At 75.3% G+C, this 13,272-nt stretch carries 11 protein-coding genes; 5 read left to right on the top strand and 6 right to left on the bottom strand.

The window, feature by feature from the left end:
• Nucleotides 1–165: 165 nt before the first annotated feature.
• Nucleotides 166–1,014: a rod shape-determining protein gene (locus ACZ4FH_RS13950; protein WP_467304614.1), complete on the bottom strand. Its 849-nt coding sequence runs from the start codon at nt 1,012–1,014 to the stop codon at nt 166–168.
• 225 nt (nt 1,015–1,239) lie between these two features.
• Complete coding sequence (ligA, locus tag ACZ4FH_RS13945) at nt 1,240–3,381, bottom strand: NAD-dependent DNA ligase LigA (protein WP_467304612.1); 2,142 nt, start codon at nt 3,379–3,381, stop codon at nt 1,240–1,242.
• Between the two features lie 273 nt (nt 3,382–3,654).
• Here ligA and ACZ4FH_RS13940 point away from each other — a divergent pair, with 273 nt between their 5' ends.
• From ACZ4FH_RS13940 to ACZ4FH_RS13930, 3 genes are all read left to right on the top strand, one after another.
• A complete protein-coding gene (locus ACZ4FH_RS13940) occupies nt 3,655–4,596 on the top strand; it encodes a DUF1996 domain-containing protein (protein WP_467304611.1) in 942 nt (313 codons plus the stop codon).
• Nucleotides 4,597–4,669: 73 nt separating this feature from the next.
• Nucleotides 4,670–5,263, top strand: coding sequence for a DUF305 domain-containing protein (locus ACZ4FH_RS13935; RefSeq protein WP_467304609.1), 594 nt, complete (start codon nt 4,670–4,672; stop codon nt 5,261–5,263).
• 71 nt (nt 5,264–5,334) lie between these two features.
• Nucleotides 5,335–6,387 (top strand): LacI family DNA-binding transcriptional regulator, encoded by a 1,053-nt coding sequence (locus tag ACZ4FH_RS13930; RefSeq protein WP_467304607.1) that lies wholly within the window; start codon nt 5,335–5,337, stop codon nt 6,385–6,387.
• A gap of 24 nt (nt 6,388–6,411) precedes the next feature.
• Here ACZ4FH_RS13930 and ACZ4FH_RS13925 read toward each other — a convergent pair whose 3' ends face one another.
• Together ACZ4FH_RS13925 and ACZ4FH_RS13920 are read right to left on the bottom strand one after the other, a co-directional pair.
• Entirely contained in the window at nt 6,412–8,577 is a 2,166-nt protein-coding gene (locus tag ACZ4FH_RS13925) for a phage holin family protein (RefSeq protein ID WP_467304606.1), read from the bottom strand.
• 148 nt (nt 8,578–8,725) lie between these two features.
• On the bottom strand, nt 8,726–9,130 hold the full coding sequence (locus ACZ4FH_RS13920) for a hypothetical protein (protein WP_385106864.1): 405 nt from the start codon (nt 9,128–9,130) through the stop codon (nt 8,726–8,728).
• A gap of 248 nt (nt 9,131–9,378) precedes the next feature.
• Here ACZ4FH_RS13920 and ACZ4FH_RS13915 point away from each other — a divergent pair, with 248 nt between their 5' ends.
• Nucleotides 9,379–10,161: an MBL fold metallo-hydrolase gene (locus tag ACZ4FH_RS13915; RefSeq protein ID WP_467304603.1), complete on the top strand. Its 783-nt coding sequence runs from the start codon at nt 9,379–9,381 to the stop codon at nt 10,159–10,161.
• Nucleotides 10,161–10,781 (top strand): DedA family protein, encoded by a 621-nt coding sequence (locus tag ACZ4FH_RS13910; protein WP_385107137.1) that lies wholly within the window; start codon nt 10,161–10,163, stop codon nt 10,779–10,781. Before ACZ4FH_RS13915 ends, ACZ4FH_RS13910 begins: the two co-directional genes overlap by 1 nt.
• A gap of 9 nt (nt 10,782–10,790) precedes the next feature.
• Here ACZ4FH_RS13910 and ACZ4FH_RS13905 read toward each other — a convergent pair whose 3' ends face one another.
• Nucleotides 10,791–11,852: an MBL fold metallo-hydrolase gene (locus ACZ4FH_RS13905; RefSeq protein WP_467304602.1), complete on the bottom strand. Its 1,062-nt coding sequence runs from the start codon at nt 11,850–11,852 to the stop codon at nt 10,791–10,793.
• Nucleotides 11,853–11,888: 36 nt separating this feature from the next.
• Complete coding sequence (locus ACZ4FH_RS13900; protein WP_467304601.1) at nt 11,889–13,139, bottom strand: aminotransferase class I/II-fold pyridoxal phosphate-dependent enzyme; 1,251 nt, start codon at nt 13,137–13,139, stop codon at nt 11,889–11,891.
• Nucleotides 13,140–13,272: the final 133 nt, after the last annotated feature.

The raw sequence follows: 13,272 nt of genomic DNA, 5'->3' as shown, positions 1-13,272 counted from the left end.
GCCCGTCGACGCGTCTCGAAGCGCCTCGGGATCTCGAAGGGCCAGAGGGCCTCGGAGCGCCGGGGAGCGGCGGAATGCCGGGGCGCGCCGCAACGCCGCGCGGTGCCGGGGTGTGCGGCCGGTCCCCTCGGGGTGCGTTCCCCCGGGGCGGCCCCGGGAGGGGGGTCACCTGGTCCGGCCGGGCAGGGCGGGTGCGGCGTGGCGGAGCACGGAGCCGAGGACCAGTCCGGCTCCGCGTACGACCGTGGTCGCCGGGTCGTCCGTGAGCCGGACCGGGACGCCGAGGCGGACCGCGACGCGCTGGGTGATGTCCGGACGGAGCGCTCCCCCGCCGGTGAGCAGCGGCCCCCGGCGCAGGGCGCCGAGCAGCGCCCCGTGCCGGTCCTGCCGCCACATGTCCATGACCATGTCGAGGACGGTGCCGACGACGGCGGCGGGCGGGGCGCCGGCCTCCAGATCACTGGTGCCGGTCTCGGCCAGGCGCGCGTCGCGCACCCGGCCGCCGACGAGGAGCGTCGCCTCGGTCAGTTCGGCGCCGATGTCGACGACGAGCAGGGGTCCCCCGTCGTGCGGTCCGGCGCAGGCGGCCGCCGCTCTGGCGCTGTCCAGGATGATGACATCGGCCGGGCCCAGCGCGGCGAGCATGTCCCGTGCCGCCGCGCGGTGTTCGGGACCGGTGAGCAGGGGGTGACTGAGGACGATCACCGCGTCGCCCCGGTCGGCGCCGAGCGCGGTGTCCGCGATGCGGCCGAGGGTCCGGCCGCAGGACTCGGGGTCGACGATGCGCCCGCGGCGGACCGGCCGGCCGTCGTGCGCCGGTGCGTCGGCCCGGCCGGAGCCGGTGTCCGCGACGACGCCCTGCCCGGGGATCCAGGCGCGGATGCCGGAGCTGCCGAGGTCGAGCGCGATACCGCGGGTCACGCCGTGGTGCGGGAGCCGGGGGGACACCGTCCGCTGCCGGTCCGGCCGGTGACCGGATCCGGTCCGCCGGCGCCCGTCGCGCACAGAACGCATCGCCCCTCACCCCCGGTCCGCCGACGCGGCCGTTCACACACCCATGGACCCGCGCATCGCGAGGCATGGCCGAACCCTCACTATGCAATAGGGAGGCAAAGAAAGCCACTTCCACGCAAAATCCAAGGCCACCCCAGCCCCCAAGGCCCCTGGACCACCGACGCCGCCCGCGCCGCCCTCCGCCGGGGCCCGGCCCTCCGAACGCCCCGGCGGCCGGCGGTGGGGTCAGACCGCGTCCGGCAGGAACGCGGCGACGAGCGCGGCGAACTCCTCCGGGCCGGATATGCGCACCCCCAGGTCCTCCGCCTTGGCACGCTTGGAGCCGGCCTTCTCACCGGCGACCAGAAGGGTCGTGCGCTTGGAGACGCTGGAGGAGGACTTTCCGCCGGCCCGCTCGATCAGCTCGTTCATCTGGTTGCGCGAGAGCTTCTCCAGCGCGCCGGTCATGGCGCCGGTGACGACGACGGTCATCCCGTCCAGCGGTCCGGCAGCCGCACCCCCGGCGCTCCCGGCCTCCCCGCCCGCGGCCCCGCCCGCCGTACCGTCGGTGGCCTCCGCGCCCTCCTCGCCGGGCTCCGGCGGCGGGGTCGCGCCCGGCTCGGTCATCGTCAGCCCGGCGGCGACCAGCTTGTCGATCAGCGGGGCCAGCTCCACCAGCTCCGCGACGACGGCCGCCGCCTTCTCCTTGCCGATGCCGTCCACCCGCTGGAGGGATTCGACGTCGGCGGCTCGGATCCTGTCCATGTCCGCGAAGTAGCGCGCGATGCGGCGGGACATGGAGCGGCCGGTGCCCCGCACCCCGAGCGCGCAGAAGACCCGGGAGAGCGGCTGGCGGCGCGCGGCGTCGATCGCGGTCAGCAGATTGTCGGTGCTGGTCTCGCCCATCCGCTCCAGCGCCAGCAACTGCTCGCGCTCCAGGGCGAACAGATCGGCGAAGTCCTTCACGAGACCGGCGTCGACGAGCTGCACGACCCGGGTGGCGCCCAGGCCCTCGATGTCGAGCTGGTCGCGCCCGGCGGCGTACGAGACCGAGGCGACGAGGCGGCAGTCGCGGCCCCGGACGCAGCGCCAGCGCTGCTCGCTGGTGTCGATCTCGGATCCGCACTGGGGGCAGGACTCGGGGAAGGCGATCGGCTGTTCCTCGCCCGTGCGCAGATGGGCGACCGGTGCCTCGATGCGGGGGATGATGTCGCCCGCCTTGTAGACCATCACATGGTCGCCGACGCGCAGATCGCGGCGGGTGATGTCCGCGGGGTTGTGCAGGGTGGCGTAGCCGACGGTCGATCCGTCGATCTCGACGGGCTCCAGGACTGCGCGCGGGGCGATGATGCCGGTGCGGCCCACGTTCCACTCGACGCCCAGGAGGCGGGTGACCTTCTCGACGGCCGGGAGCTTGTAGGCGATGGCCCAGCGCGGTGCCCGGCTGCCGGAGCCGGCGTCCCGCCGGTCCGCGGCGAGGTCCGCCTTGATGACGATGCCGTCGATGCCGAAGGACAACGAGGCGCGCAGCGAGGCGATCTCCTCGATCCGCGCCTGGACCTCCTCCACCGTGGTCAGGGTGCGCGGCGCCACCACCGTCTCCCCGGCGGTGTGCACGCCGAGCCCGGCCGCGTAGGTCAGTGTCTCGCCGTGCGGCAGCTCGGCCAGGGCGGTGGCCGTCTCCCCGGAGTCGGGCAGGGCGACGACCCCGTAGGCGAAGAACGTCATCTCCACCGTGTACGCCCGGTCCTTGGCGCGCAGGGTGCCCGCCGCGCCGTTGCGCGCGTTGGCGAAGGGGGCGCCGCCGTGCGCGGTGCGGGCCGTGTTGGCCCGCTCGAACTGCTCGGACGTCATCAGGATCTCGCCGCGCAGCTCGATCGTCACCGGCTCGGCCAGCTCGGCCGGGAGGCCCACGACCGTACCGATCGCATGCGAGACGTCCTCGCCGGCGGTGCCGTCGCCCCGGGTGATCAGCCGCTCCAGCCTGCCCTCCCGGTAACGCGCGGCGACCGCGAGGCCGTCGAGCTTCGGCTCGACGCTCCAGGCACCGACCGGGCGGCCTATCCGCCGCTCCAGCGAGGCGGTCCAGGTGGCGAACTGCTCGGCCGAGAACACGTTGTCCAGGGAGAGCATCGGCACCGTGTGCGGAACGTCGCCGACGGCGGTGCCGCCGGCCACCTTGCCGGTCGGCGAATCGGCCAGCACCTCCTGCGGATGCGCCTCCTCGTAGGCGGCGATGCCGCGCGCGAGCCGGTCGTACGCGTCGTCGTCGAGCGCGCTCTCGCCCGTGGCGTAGTACGCGGCGGCGGCCCGGGACGCCTCTTCGACGGCGGCGGCGTAGGCGGCGGTGTCGGCGAGCACAACAGCTGAGTTCGTCATGCCCTCCATCCTGCCGTCCACCACTGACAACGCCCTGGTCGCGGCGGACCGGCCCGGCCCCCGTACGGCCCCGCACCGCGCCCCGCCCCCATATGCGGCGACCTGACGCGGAACCTCTCACAAGAGAGCGCTCTCCCATCACGGAGCCCTCTCAACTGGCTGTTCACCACACGGAGTTCCGGAACCGCAGCCTCTCTTGACATGCCCGTAACACGCTTTTACGTTCCTCGCAGAGAGCGCTCTCTCAGACCGGAATCCCCCACTTCCCCGAACAGGAGTGCCGTGCTCTTCTTCCGTCACCGACGCGCCCACGAGGACAGCCACCGCAGAACCCGGCCCGGCCGCCGCCGCACCGCGGCGCTCGTCGCCGCCGTCCTGGCCCTGTCCTTCCTGGAGGCGAACACCGGCAACGCGTCCGCCGGTCCGGACACCCAGGTCCCCGCCGCATCCGCGGCGGCCGCCGATGTGGTCCGGGTCGCCGAGTTCCTCGCCGAGTGCCCGTACACCCACCGGGCCCCCGACGACCCGATCGTCTTCCCCGGGCTGCCCGGGGCCTCGCACATGCACAGCTTCTTCGGCAACGACTCGACCAACGGCAACTCCGACCTCGCCTCGCTGGAGAAGGCGCGGAGCAGTTGCTCCCCCGACATCGACCTGTCCTCGTACTGGGTGCCGACGCTCTACGACGGCGACAAGGAGGTCGAGCCCACCGGCACGACCTTCTACTACCTCGGCGAGGGCGTCCGCGACGACGTCATCCGGCAGATCAAGCCCTTCCCCCGGGGCCTGCGGATCGTCGCGGGCAACGCGAAGGCGACCGGGCCGGACGACAACACCATCTCGCGCTGGTCGTGTCTGCACCACGGGGAGGTCAACCCCTCCCACGACTTCGTGAACTGCCCGTCCGACGCCATGCTGGAGTCCTACCTCGACTTCCCGCAGTGCTGGAACGGCAAGGACCTGGACTCCCCCGACCACAAGAGCCACATGTCCTACCCGGTGGGCGGGGAGTGCCCCGCCACGCACCCGGTGCCGGTGCCCAAGCTCCGCCAGGTGCTGCGCTACCCGGTGAACGGGGATCCGTCCCGCTTCCGGCTGGCCTCCGGTCCCGGCTACACGATGCACGGCGACTTCTTCAACGTGTGGCCCGAGGCCGAGATGGCGCAGCGGGTGCGTGACTGCATCAACGCCATCATCAAGTGCGGTGCCGACGGCACTCCCTGACCGTCCGTCATTCGTCCGACGCCCGTCCGGGGTCCCCGCACCCCGGACGGGCCCTTCTCCCGAGGACCCCGTGATGAAGGCGGCCCGCACCACCGCGGCACTCTCCCTGCTCCTCGTCCTCACCGGCTGCGCCGGCCCGTCGGGATCCGGCGGCTCCGCCGCACCGTCCCGCCCGGCCCCGGCCACCGGCTCCCCCTCCCCGCTCTCCGCACCCGCCGATCCCACGGACGCCGCCTGGGTTCAGCTGATGACCCCGATGAACGAACAGGCCCTGGCGCTCCTCGCGCTCGCCCCGGACCGGTCCGCCGATCCCCGGGTGCGGGCCTGGGCCGCCGCCCTGCGGTCCGCGCAGAACCGCGAACTGGCCCGGCTGCGCCCGCTGCTGGCCCGGATGGGGCTGCCGGACACCAATGTCCACGAGGGCCACACCATGCCGGGCATGGTCACCGCCCCCGATCTGGCGCGGGCCCGCACGCTCTCGGGGCTCGCGTTCGACCGCCTGCTCGTGACCCTGATCCGCGCGCATCTGCGCCAGTCCTCGCAGGTCTCGCGCTCGGAGACCACGGCCGGCACCCGGCCGGACGCGCGGCGCCTCGCCACCGGTCTGGTCGCCGAGCGGACCGCCCAACTCGCCGGGATCCCGAGCCTGTCGGAGGGGTCCGGCTGAGCGCGGGCCGGGCCTCCGCCCCGGCCGGGCGGGCGTTCCGCGCCGGTCGTACCACCCGGTATAAAGACTGCATGACTGCCGAAGCGCCCCCGCCCGCACGTCCCGCGACCCTGGAGGACGTGGCCGGGGTGGCCGGAGTGTCCCGGGCGACGGTGTCCCGGGTGATCAACGGGGCGACCACCGTGGACCCGGCGCTGCGGCGGATGGTCGAGGAGGCCGTGGACGCCACCGGCTATGTGCCCAACCGCGCGGCCCGTTCGCTGGTGACCCGGCGCACCGACTCGATCGCGCTCGTCGTCTCCGAGCGCGAACGGCGCACGGTGGCCGAGCCGTTCGTGGGGCGGATGTTCTCCGATCCGTACTTCGGGCGGGTGGTCGGCGGTCTGCTGGAGGTGCTGCGCCCGGCGGGCGTCCAGCTGGTGCTGATGCTGGCCGACGACCAGGAGTCGCGCTCCCAGCTCGTCTCGTATCTGCGCCACGGCCATGTCGACGGGGTGGTGCTCATCTCCTCGCATGCGGACGATCCGCTGCCGGGGCTGCTGCACGAGACCCGGCTGCCGGCGGTCCTGGCGGGGCGGCCGCTCCGGCCGACGCCGCTCACCTATGTGGACGCCGACCAGCGGGCGGGCGCGCAGCTGGCGGCCGACCATCTGGCGGCGCTGGGCCGGCGGCGGATCGGCACGGTCTCGGGCCCGCAGGACATGCCGGCCGGTCAGGCGCGGCTCGCGGGCTTCGTCGACGCCCTCGCCGCGCACGGCATCGTGGACGTGGCCGCCGCGGAGGGCGATTTCACGCACGCGGGCGGGGCGGGCGCGATGCGGCGGCTGCTCGCGGAGCGGCCGGATCTGGACGCGGTGTTCATCGCCTCGGACCTGATGGCCCTGGGTGCCGTTCCGGTGCTGCTGCGGGCCGGGCGGGACGTGCCCGGGGACGTGGCGCTCGTCGGGTTCGACGACAGCAGCGCGGCCCTGGCCTGCGATCCGCCGCTGACGACGGTCCGCCAGCCGATCGAGGAGATGTCCGCCGAGATGGCCCGGCTGCTGCTGAAGCAGATCGGCGGGCCGGGGGTCCCGCCGCCGTCGGTGGTCTTCCATCCGACGCTGGTGCGGCGGCAGTCCGCCTGAGCCGGCACCGGGGCGGGCGGCGGGTCAGCCCCGCGCCCCGGTGCCGGCGTCCGTCCCCCGGCCGGGCCCGCCCGCCGGGGATCCGGGGGCCCCGGTCCCGTCCACGCCCCGCGCCGTGCGGCGGCCGAAGCGGCGCGCACCGGTGCGGCGGCGGGTGTCGCGCAGGGGGACCTGGGGCCCGGACACCTCGCGCAGCCAGTGCCGCAGGACGCGGTGAACCGATTCGGCGCCGACCAGTTCGGCCGCCGGTGCCCCGTCCTCGCCGACGACCTCCAGGGGGTCGGTCATCTCGCGCGGCCACAGCAGGAAGGGGCGGGACTGGGCGCCGCCGAGACCGCCGTGGGAGCCGATCTGCTCCTCGAAGGCGTGGACGGTGTCCGTCTCGGGGTCGTACATCGAGTTGACCATCACGTCGGCGACGTGCGGGAACGTGTCGGTGCGCCGGATCGCGTCGGCGGCGCCCGGTCCGAAGGGGGCGAGCGGGCCCTGTCCGTCGGTGAGGTCGGCGACCGGGACGCGGGCGCCGTCGCGTCCGAGGACGACCGATCCGTCGCGTTCGCTGCGGACCAGCAGGAAGCCGATGCCGGGGTGGTTGGCGAGGGTGCCGAGCAGTGCGGGGTGGCGGCGGTCCAGCTGTTCCTGGGTGGCGCGGCCCCCTATGTCCGGGAAGGAGATCAGGCCGAGGTTGCCGGAGGCCAGGACGACGGGGTCGGAGGGGGTCGCGGCGACGTGCTCCTCCTCGCCCTGGGCGGCGACCGGGCGGTGCAGGGCGATGCGGACGGCGTCGCGGGCCTCGGAACCGCTGCGGGTGCGCTGGGCGCGGCGCGGGACGGGCAGTCCGCTGCCGGCCCGGACGAGGTCCTTCAGCGTCAGCCCGTACGCCCCGGCGAAGGTCTCCCCCGGGCTCTGGCCGTGGTCGGAGAGCAGGACGATGCGGTAGCGGCGCGGGGTGTGCTCGGCGACCTTGACGATCAGGGCGAGGGCGCGGTCGAGCCGGGCCAGCACCTTGCGCGCGTCCCGCCCGTGCGGTCCGGAGTGGTGGGCCACCTCGTCGTACGCCACCAGATCGGCGTAGACGGCGGTCCGGCCGGCGAACATGTCCCCGATGACGGCGGCGACCACCACGTCGCGTTCGACGACGGTCGCGAAGGCCCGGATGAAGGGGTAGAGCCAGCCGCGTTTGATCCGGGGGGTCTCCTTGCGGATGCGGGCCCGGGTGGACTGGCCGATCTCGCGGCCGGCCTCGGCGACGAAGGAGAGGGCGGTGCGGACGGCGTTGGCGGGGTCCGTGAAGTAGGCGAAGTACCCGGCGCGGGAGCGGCGTCCCTTGCCGCGCCGGGCGGCCATCGACAGCACCAGGGCGAGCTGGTCGGCGCCGCCGCTGAAGAGGTTGCCGCGGCTCGCGCCGTCCACGGTGAGGAGTCCGCCGTCGTGGGTGCGGAGGATGGCGCGGCGCTGGAGTTCGAGGGCGCTCGCCGGGCGGCTGGAGACCATGACGGCGCCGGTCTCCTTCTCGTACCAGCGGAAGGCGGGCACGTCGTGGTTGCTGCCGTGCAGGATGCCGAGCTGGCTGGCGCCGGTCTGGCTGGACCAGTCGGTGCGCCACGGGGTGAGGCGGTGGCCGGCGGGGTCGGCGAGCCAGTGGGCGACGGTGGGCATGACGCCGTCGGCGGCGGCGCGGGCGAGGACGTCGTGGCCGACGCCGTCGAGCTGGAGGAAAACGGTGCCGGGCGGGCCGTCCCCGTCGGTGCCGGGCGCACCGCTGCGGCGGCGGCGCCGTTCGGCCAGGCGGGAGAGCCGGCGGCGGTAGGCGTTGTCGTCGCGGACCGCGAGGGCGGTGGAGGTCGCGGAGGCGACGGCGGACATCGCGGCGGCGACCACGACGGCGGTCTCGGGGGCGGCGGCTCCGCGCCCGTCGGGGATCAGCCGCAGGGCGACGATCAACAGGGAGCCGTTGAGGAAGAAGACGAGCATCCCGAGGACGAGCGCCGGGACGATGAGCAGGGCGCGTACGAGCAGCGGCCAGACGAGGGCGGAGAGCAGACCGAAGGCGCCCGCTCCCCAGGCCGCGGTGAACGCGGTCTTGGTCCAGCTGTCGCCGTCGGCGGACTGGAGCTGGAAGTCCGGGAGGATCCCGGCGAGCACCAGCATGGTGAGGGTCGAGACCCCCCATACCGCGATCACTCGCATCAGGGCGCTCCCGGCCGTCCGCCATCGCCCGCCACTCACTCCGCCGCCACCTCACACGTCCGGGACCTGCCGTTCCGGTCCCCGCCCAGCCTTTCACAGCGGGCGGAACGGACGGCGGAGCGGTGGCCCGGGGCGGGCCGGGCCCGGGTCAGCAGCCGTCGTAGCCGGCGGTGGGCATGGAGAGTCTGCGGTGGACGCTGGCCTTGGTCCGGGAGCTGTACTCCGGTTCGTCGAGGCCGGCGATCTCCAGCCGGACGCCGCGGCGCTCGCACTCGGCGGCGAACTGCGGCACGGAGGCGACGGCACGGGCGAGGACCCGGTCCGTGGGGGCCACGAACAGCTCGACCTCGCCGCCCTCCACATCGGCCCAGAGCGCGCGGTGGTCGGGGCGCATCCCGTAGAGGCGGAGCTGCCGGGTGACGACGTATCCCTGGTCGGCGGCCCAGCGGGCGCACATGGCGTGCTGGCTGCGGGTGTCGACGAGGAAGGGTTCGCTGTCGAGTTCCTCCAGCGGCGTGAGGCTGGCGATGGCCGCCACCCGTACGTCCCCCATGGCCGTCTCCCCGTGCTGGTTCCTGTCCGGAGTGCTCCGACCCTACCCGCCGGATTCCCGCACAAGAAGGCGCACGTCGGGCCCGAGGGGCGTACGCGGGGCTGGGGCGCGCGCCGGAGCCGTGCCGCGCGCCCCCGCCGGGCGGTGTCCGGGGCGGTGCCGCGCGCGGGCCGGAAGGCCGGGACTCGCCGACCGGACCGGGCGCGCGCCCCGTAGGCTCGTCGGCAGACGACGGAGGGAGACGGCGGGTGCCGGTGGACATCACCTGGTGGGGCCATGCCACCTGCACGATCGAGGACTCCGGGGTCCGGTTCCTGACCGATCCCCTCTTCGTACGGCGCTTCGCGCATCTGCGCCGGCGCCGGGGCGCGCTGCCTCCTCCGGCGGCGGCGGTCGCGGACGCGGTGCTGATCTCGCATCTGCACGCGGACCATCTGCATGTGCCGTCGCTGGCCCGGATCACCCCCCGGGCGCGGCTGGTCGTCCCGCGGGGGGCGGTCGGGGCGGTGCCCGGACTGCGTGCGCTGCGCCGGGGGCGCGGGGTGCGGATCACGGAGGTCGCCCCGGGGGACGAGCTGCGCGTGGGCGGGGTGCGCGTCCGGGCGGTGCCGGCGCTGCACGACGGGCGGCGGCTGCCGCTGGGCCCGCACCGGTCCCCCGCGCTGGGCTATGTGGTGGAGGGCGAGGCGCGGACGTACTTCGCCGGGGACACCGGGCTCTTCGACGACATGGCGCGGGTGGTCGGCCCGGTGGACGTGGCCCTGCTGCCGGTCGGCGGCTGGGGGCCGTATCTGGGGCACGGGCACCTGGACGCGGGGCGGGCCGCCGAGGCGCTGACCCGGCTCGCGCCGCGTGCGGCGGTGCCGGTGCACTACGGCACGTACTGGCCGATCGGGCTGGACGGGGTCCGGCCGCACGAGTTCCACGCGCCGGGCGACGAGTTCGTGCGGCAGGCGGCGCTGCGGGCGCCGGAGGTGGCGGTGCACCGGCTGGCGCACGGCGAGCATGTGCGGCCGGGGGCGCGCGGGTGATCCCGGAGTTCCTGCGGCAGACGGCGACGCTGCCCCCGGAGTCGACCCAGCAGGCCGTCGGCTATCCGTCGTTGTTCCTGCTGGTGGCGCTGGGCGCGCTGGTGCCGGTGGTGCCGACGGGTGCGCTGGTGAGTTCGGCGGCGGTGGTGGCGTTCCACCAGTCGGCGCCGTTCGCCCTGCTGGTGGTGTTCGCGGTGGCGTCGTCGGCGGCGTTCCTGGGCGACATATGCCTGTACTGGCTGGGGCAGCGCGGGGTGGGGTCGAAGAACGGTTCCCGGTGGCTGCGGGCGATCAGCGACCGGGCGGCGCCGGAGCGGCTGGCGCAGGCGCAGCGGAAGCTGGACGAGCACGGTGTGGTGGTGCTGGTGCTCTCGCGGCTGGTGCCGGCCGGGCGGATCCCGGTGATGCTGGCGTGTCTGCTGGGCCGGATGCCGCTGCGGCGGTTCGCCCGGGGGGATGTGCCGGCGTGTCTGGCCTGGGCGGCGACGTACCAGCTGATCGGGATCCTGGGCGGTTCGCTGTTCCCGGAGCCGTGGCAGGGGGTGGTGGCGGCGGTGGGTCTGACGCTGCTGATCAGCGCGGCGCCCGGGGTGTGGCGCCGGCTGCGGGCGGGGCGCTGAGCCCGGGGGTCAGCGGCCGACGGGGCGCGGTTCGTCCGCCGTGTCGAGGAGGCGCGAGCCGCCGATGGGCAGGTCCCAGAGCCGTTCGCGGGGATGGCCGGCGCGCTGCCAGGCCGTGCGCAGCCGGGTGAGCGGTTCGAGGACCGGTTCGGCCGAGAGCAGGAACGTGGCCCAGTGCATCGGGGCCATGGCGTGGGCGCCGAGGTCCTCGTACGCCTGGACGGCCTCCTCCGGGTCCGTGTGCACGTCGGCGAGCCACCACCGCGGTTCGTACGCCCCGATGGGCAGCAGGGCGAGGTCGATGCCGGGGTGGCGGCGGCCGATCTCGGTGAACCAGTGGCCGTATCCGGTGTCGCCCGCGAAGTAGATCCGACCGCCGCCGGGGCCGGTGGTGGCCTCGATGACCCAGCCGCCCCAGAGCGAGCGGCAGGTGTCGGTGAGGGTGCGCCGGGACCAGTGGTGGGCGGGGACGAAGTCGAAGCGGACGCCGTCCAGTTCGGCCGACTCCCACCAGTCGAGTTCGGTGACGACGGTGAATCCCCTGCGGCGGCACCACTGGCCCAGTCCGGCCGGGACGAACAGGGGCGTGTGCCGGGGCAGCCGGCGCAGGGTGGGGGCGTCGAGGTGGTCGTAGTGGTTGTGGCTGATGACGACGGCGTCGACCGGCGGCAGCTCCTCCCAGCGGACGCCGACGGGGGTGATCCTGGCCGGGGTGCCCAGGATGCGCCGGGACCAGACGGGGTCGGCGAGGATCGTGAGGCCGCCGGTGCGGATGATCCAGCTGGCGTGCCCGGCCCAGGTGACGCAGGTGGTGCCGGCCGGGGCGGCGGGCAGCGGTTCGGGGGCGTAGGGCAGCCGGTGGATTCCGCGCAGTCCCTCGGCGTTGGGCCGGACGGAGTGTTCCCGGGCGAGCCGGGACAGGCCCAGGACACCGGGGAGCGGCGCGGTGAGCCGGTCGGCGAAGCTCCGGGGCCAGGTGCGGGTCTCTCCGAGGGGTCGCGGGGCGAGCACGCGGCCGTGGGACACCCGGCGGACGTCCGGAGTGCGGGCGCCCTCTGTTCGTTCCGTCATCGGGTGCTCCCGTCTCGGAATACGTCGGCCCGTCCGTCAGCGGAGTGTGTCGAGGGCCGCTCGGAACATGCTCAGCGCCGCCGCGACATGCGGCAATTCGAGGGGTTCCGGGGCGGTGAGGGAGGCCGTCTGCTCCTCCGGGGTGGCGCCGAGCAGGGGGCCGGTGCCCAGGCGCACGCGCAGGGCGCCCAGTTCGTCACCGAAGCGGTGGCCGCCGGGGGCGGGGGCGCCGAGCCGGTCGGTGAGCCAGCCCTCCAGCTCCAGCGAGTCGGTGACCCCGCGTTCGGCGAGCCGGGCACGGAGCGGGCCGAGGTCGGCGTACAGATGGCGGCCGGCCTGCGGGGGCCGGGCCAGTGCGCCGCAGGCCAGGACCGCCCGATGGGCCGCGGCGGCGACCCGCGCCTGGAGGGCGGCGGCGCGCCGGATCCGTTCGGTGACGGCGTCCGGTTCGCGCAGCGCGTGGGCGGCGGCGGCCGCGACGGGGCGGGCGACGAGCGCGCCGAGCGCGGTGAGGATGTCGAGCGTACGGGCGTGGCGGGCGGCGGCCCGCGGGGTGTCGGGGAACCGGGCGACGGCGACCGGCCAGGCGGCCGGGGTCAGCGCGCCCGCCAGATCGGCGAGGACGGTGACGTCGTCGGGGCACATCTCGGCGGGGCTGAGCAGCACGGTGTCCCGGGGGCGGTGCAGGGTATCGCGCCAGGTCTCGTCGCTCACGATGTGCAGCCCCTCGGCGACGGCCGCCTCACAGGCCTCGCGGACCAGTTCGGGCGGGGCGACCGTGGCGGTGGGGTCGTCGGCGACCGAGAGCAGCAGCAGGCGCGGCCGGCCGCCCTCGGCGCGGACCCGGCGGACGGTCTCCAGGAGCGCGTAGGGGTCGGGCACGCCGCCGCACTCGGCGGGTGTGGGCACGTGGTAGGCGGGCCGGCCGAGCAGCCGGGCCTGCGGGATCCAGGAGGCGGGGCAGGGGCGGGGCATCAGCACGTCGCCGCCGTGCGCGGCGATCAGGGCGAGCAGCAGCGGGGAGGCGCCGGGGGCGGTGGCGACGCGTTCGGGGCCGCCGTGCAGGCCGCGCCGCTCCCAGTAGGCGACGGCGGCCTCGCGCAGGGCGAAGGAGCCGCCGGCCGGTTCGGGGGCGGCGTCGTCGGCCGCGGCGGCCAGCACCCGGGCCAGTTCGGGCAGGACCGGCAGGCCGGGACCGGGGGCGGGCGGTCCGTAGCGCACGGGTCCCCGGCCCTGCGGGCCGCGCGGCCCCTCGCTTCCCCCGGCCCCGGTCCGCTCCCGGCCCATCCGGGCCTCCTTCGCCGCTCGCCGTGTCCGCCGCCGCCGTCCGTCGGCTCCGTGTACGAGTTATACGAGGGAATGGCGCGGGGCGCCTGCGCTGCGCCGCGCGGGTGGCCCCATTGACACTCGCCCCGCCGCG

Source organism: Streptomyces sp. NPDC024555 (assembly GCF_055559335.1).
Note: the sequence above shows the minus strand (reverse complement) of the source record. Positions and strands in the feature narration are given on the sequence as shown.

Bases quoted from the DNA above. Each gene is read 5' to 3' on its own strand.
- ACZ4FH_RS13950 (WP_467304614.1), bottom strand. From the start codon at position 1,014: ATGCGTTCTGTGCGCGACGGGCGCCGGCGGACCGGATCCGGTCACCGG.
- ligA (WP_467304612.1), bottom strand. From the start codon at position 3,381: ATGGAGGGCATGACGAACTCAGCTGTTGTGCTCGCCGACACCGCCGCC.
- ACZ4FH_RS13935 (WP_467304609.1), top strand. From the start codon at position 4,670: ATGAAGGCGGCCCGCACCACCGCGGCACTCTCCCTGCTCCTCGTCCTC.
- ACZ4FH_RS13930 (WP_467304607.1), top strand. From the start codon at position 5,335: ATGACTGCCGAAGCGCCCCCGCCCGCACGTCCCGCGACCCTGGAGGAC.
- ACZ4FH_RS13925 (WP_467304606.1), bottom strand. From the start codon at position 8,577: ATGCGAGTGATCGCGGTATGGGGGGTCTCGACCCTCACCATGCTGGTG.
- ACZ4FH_RS13920 (WP_385106864.1), bottom strand. From the start codon at position 9,130: ATGGGGGACGTACGGGTGGCGGCCATCGCCAGCCTCACGCCGCTGGAG.
- ACZ4FH_RS13905 (WP_467304602.1), bottom strand. From the start codon at position 11,852: ATGACGGAACGAACAGAGGGCGCCCGCACTCCGGACGTCCGCCGGGTG.
- ACZ4FH_RS13900 (WP_467304601.1), bottom strand. From the start codon at position 13,139: ATGGGCCGGGAGCGGACCGGGGCCGGGGGAAGCGAGGGGCCGCGCGGC.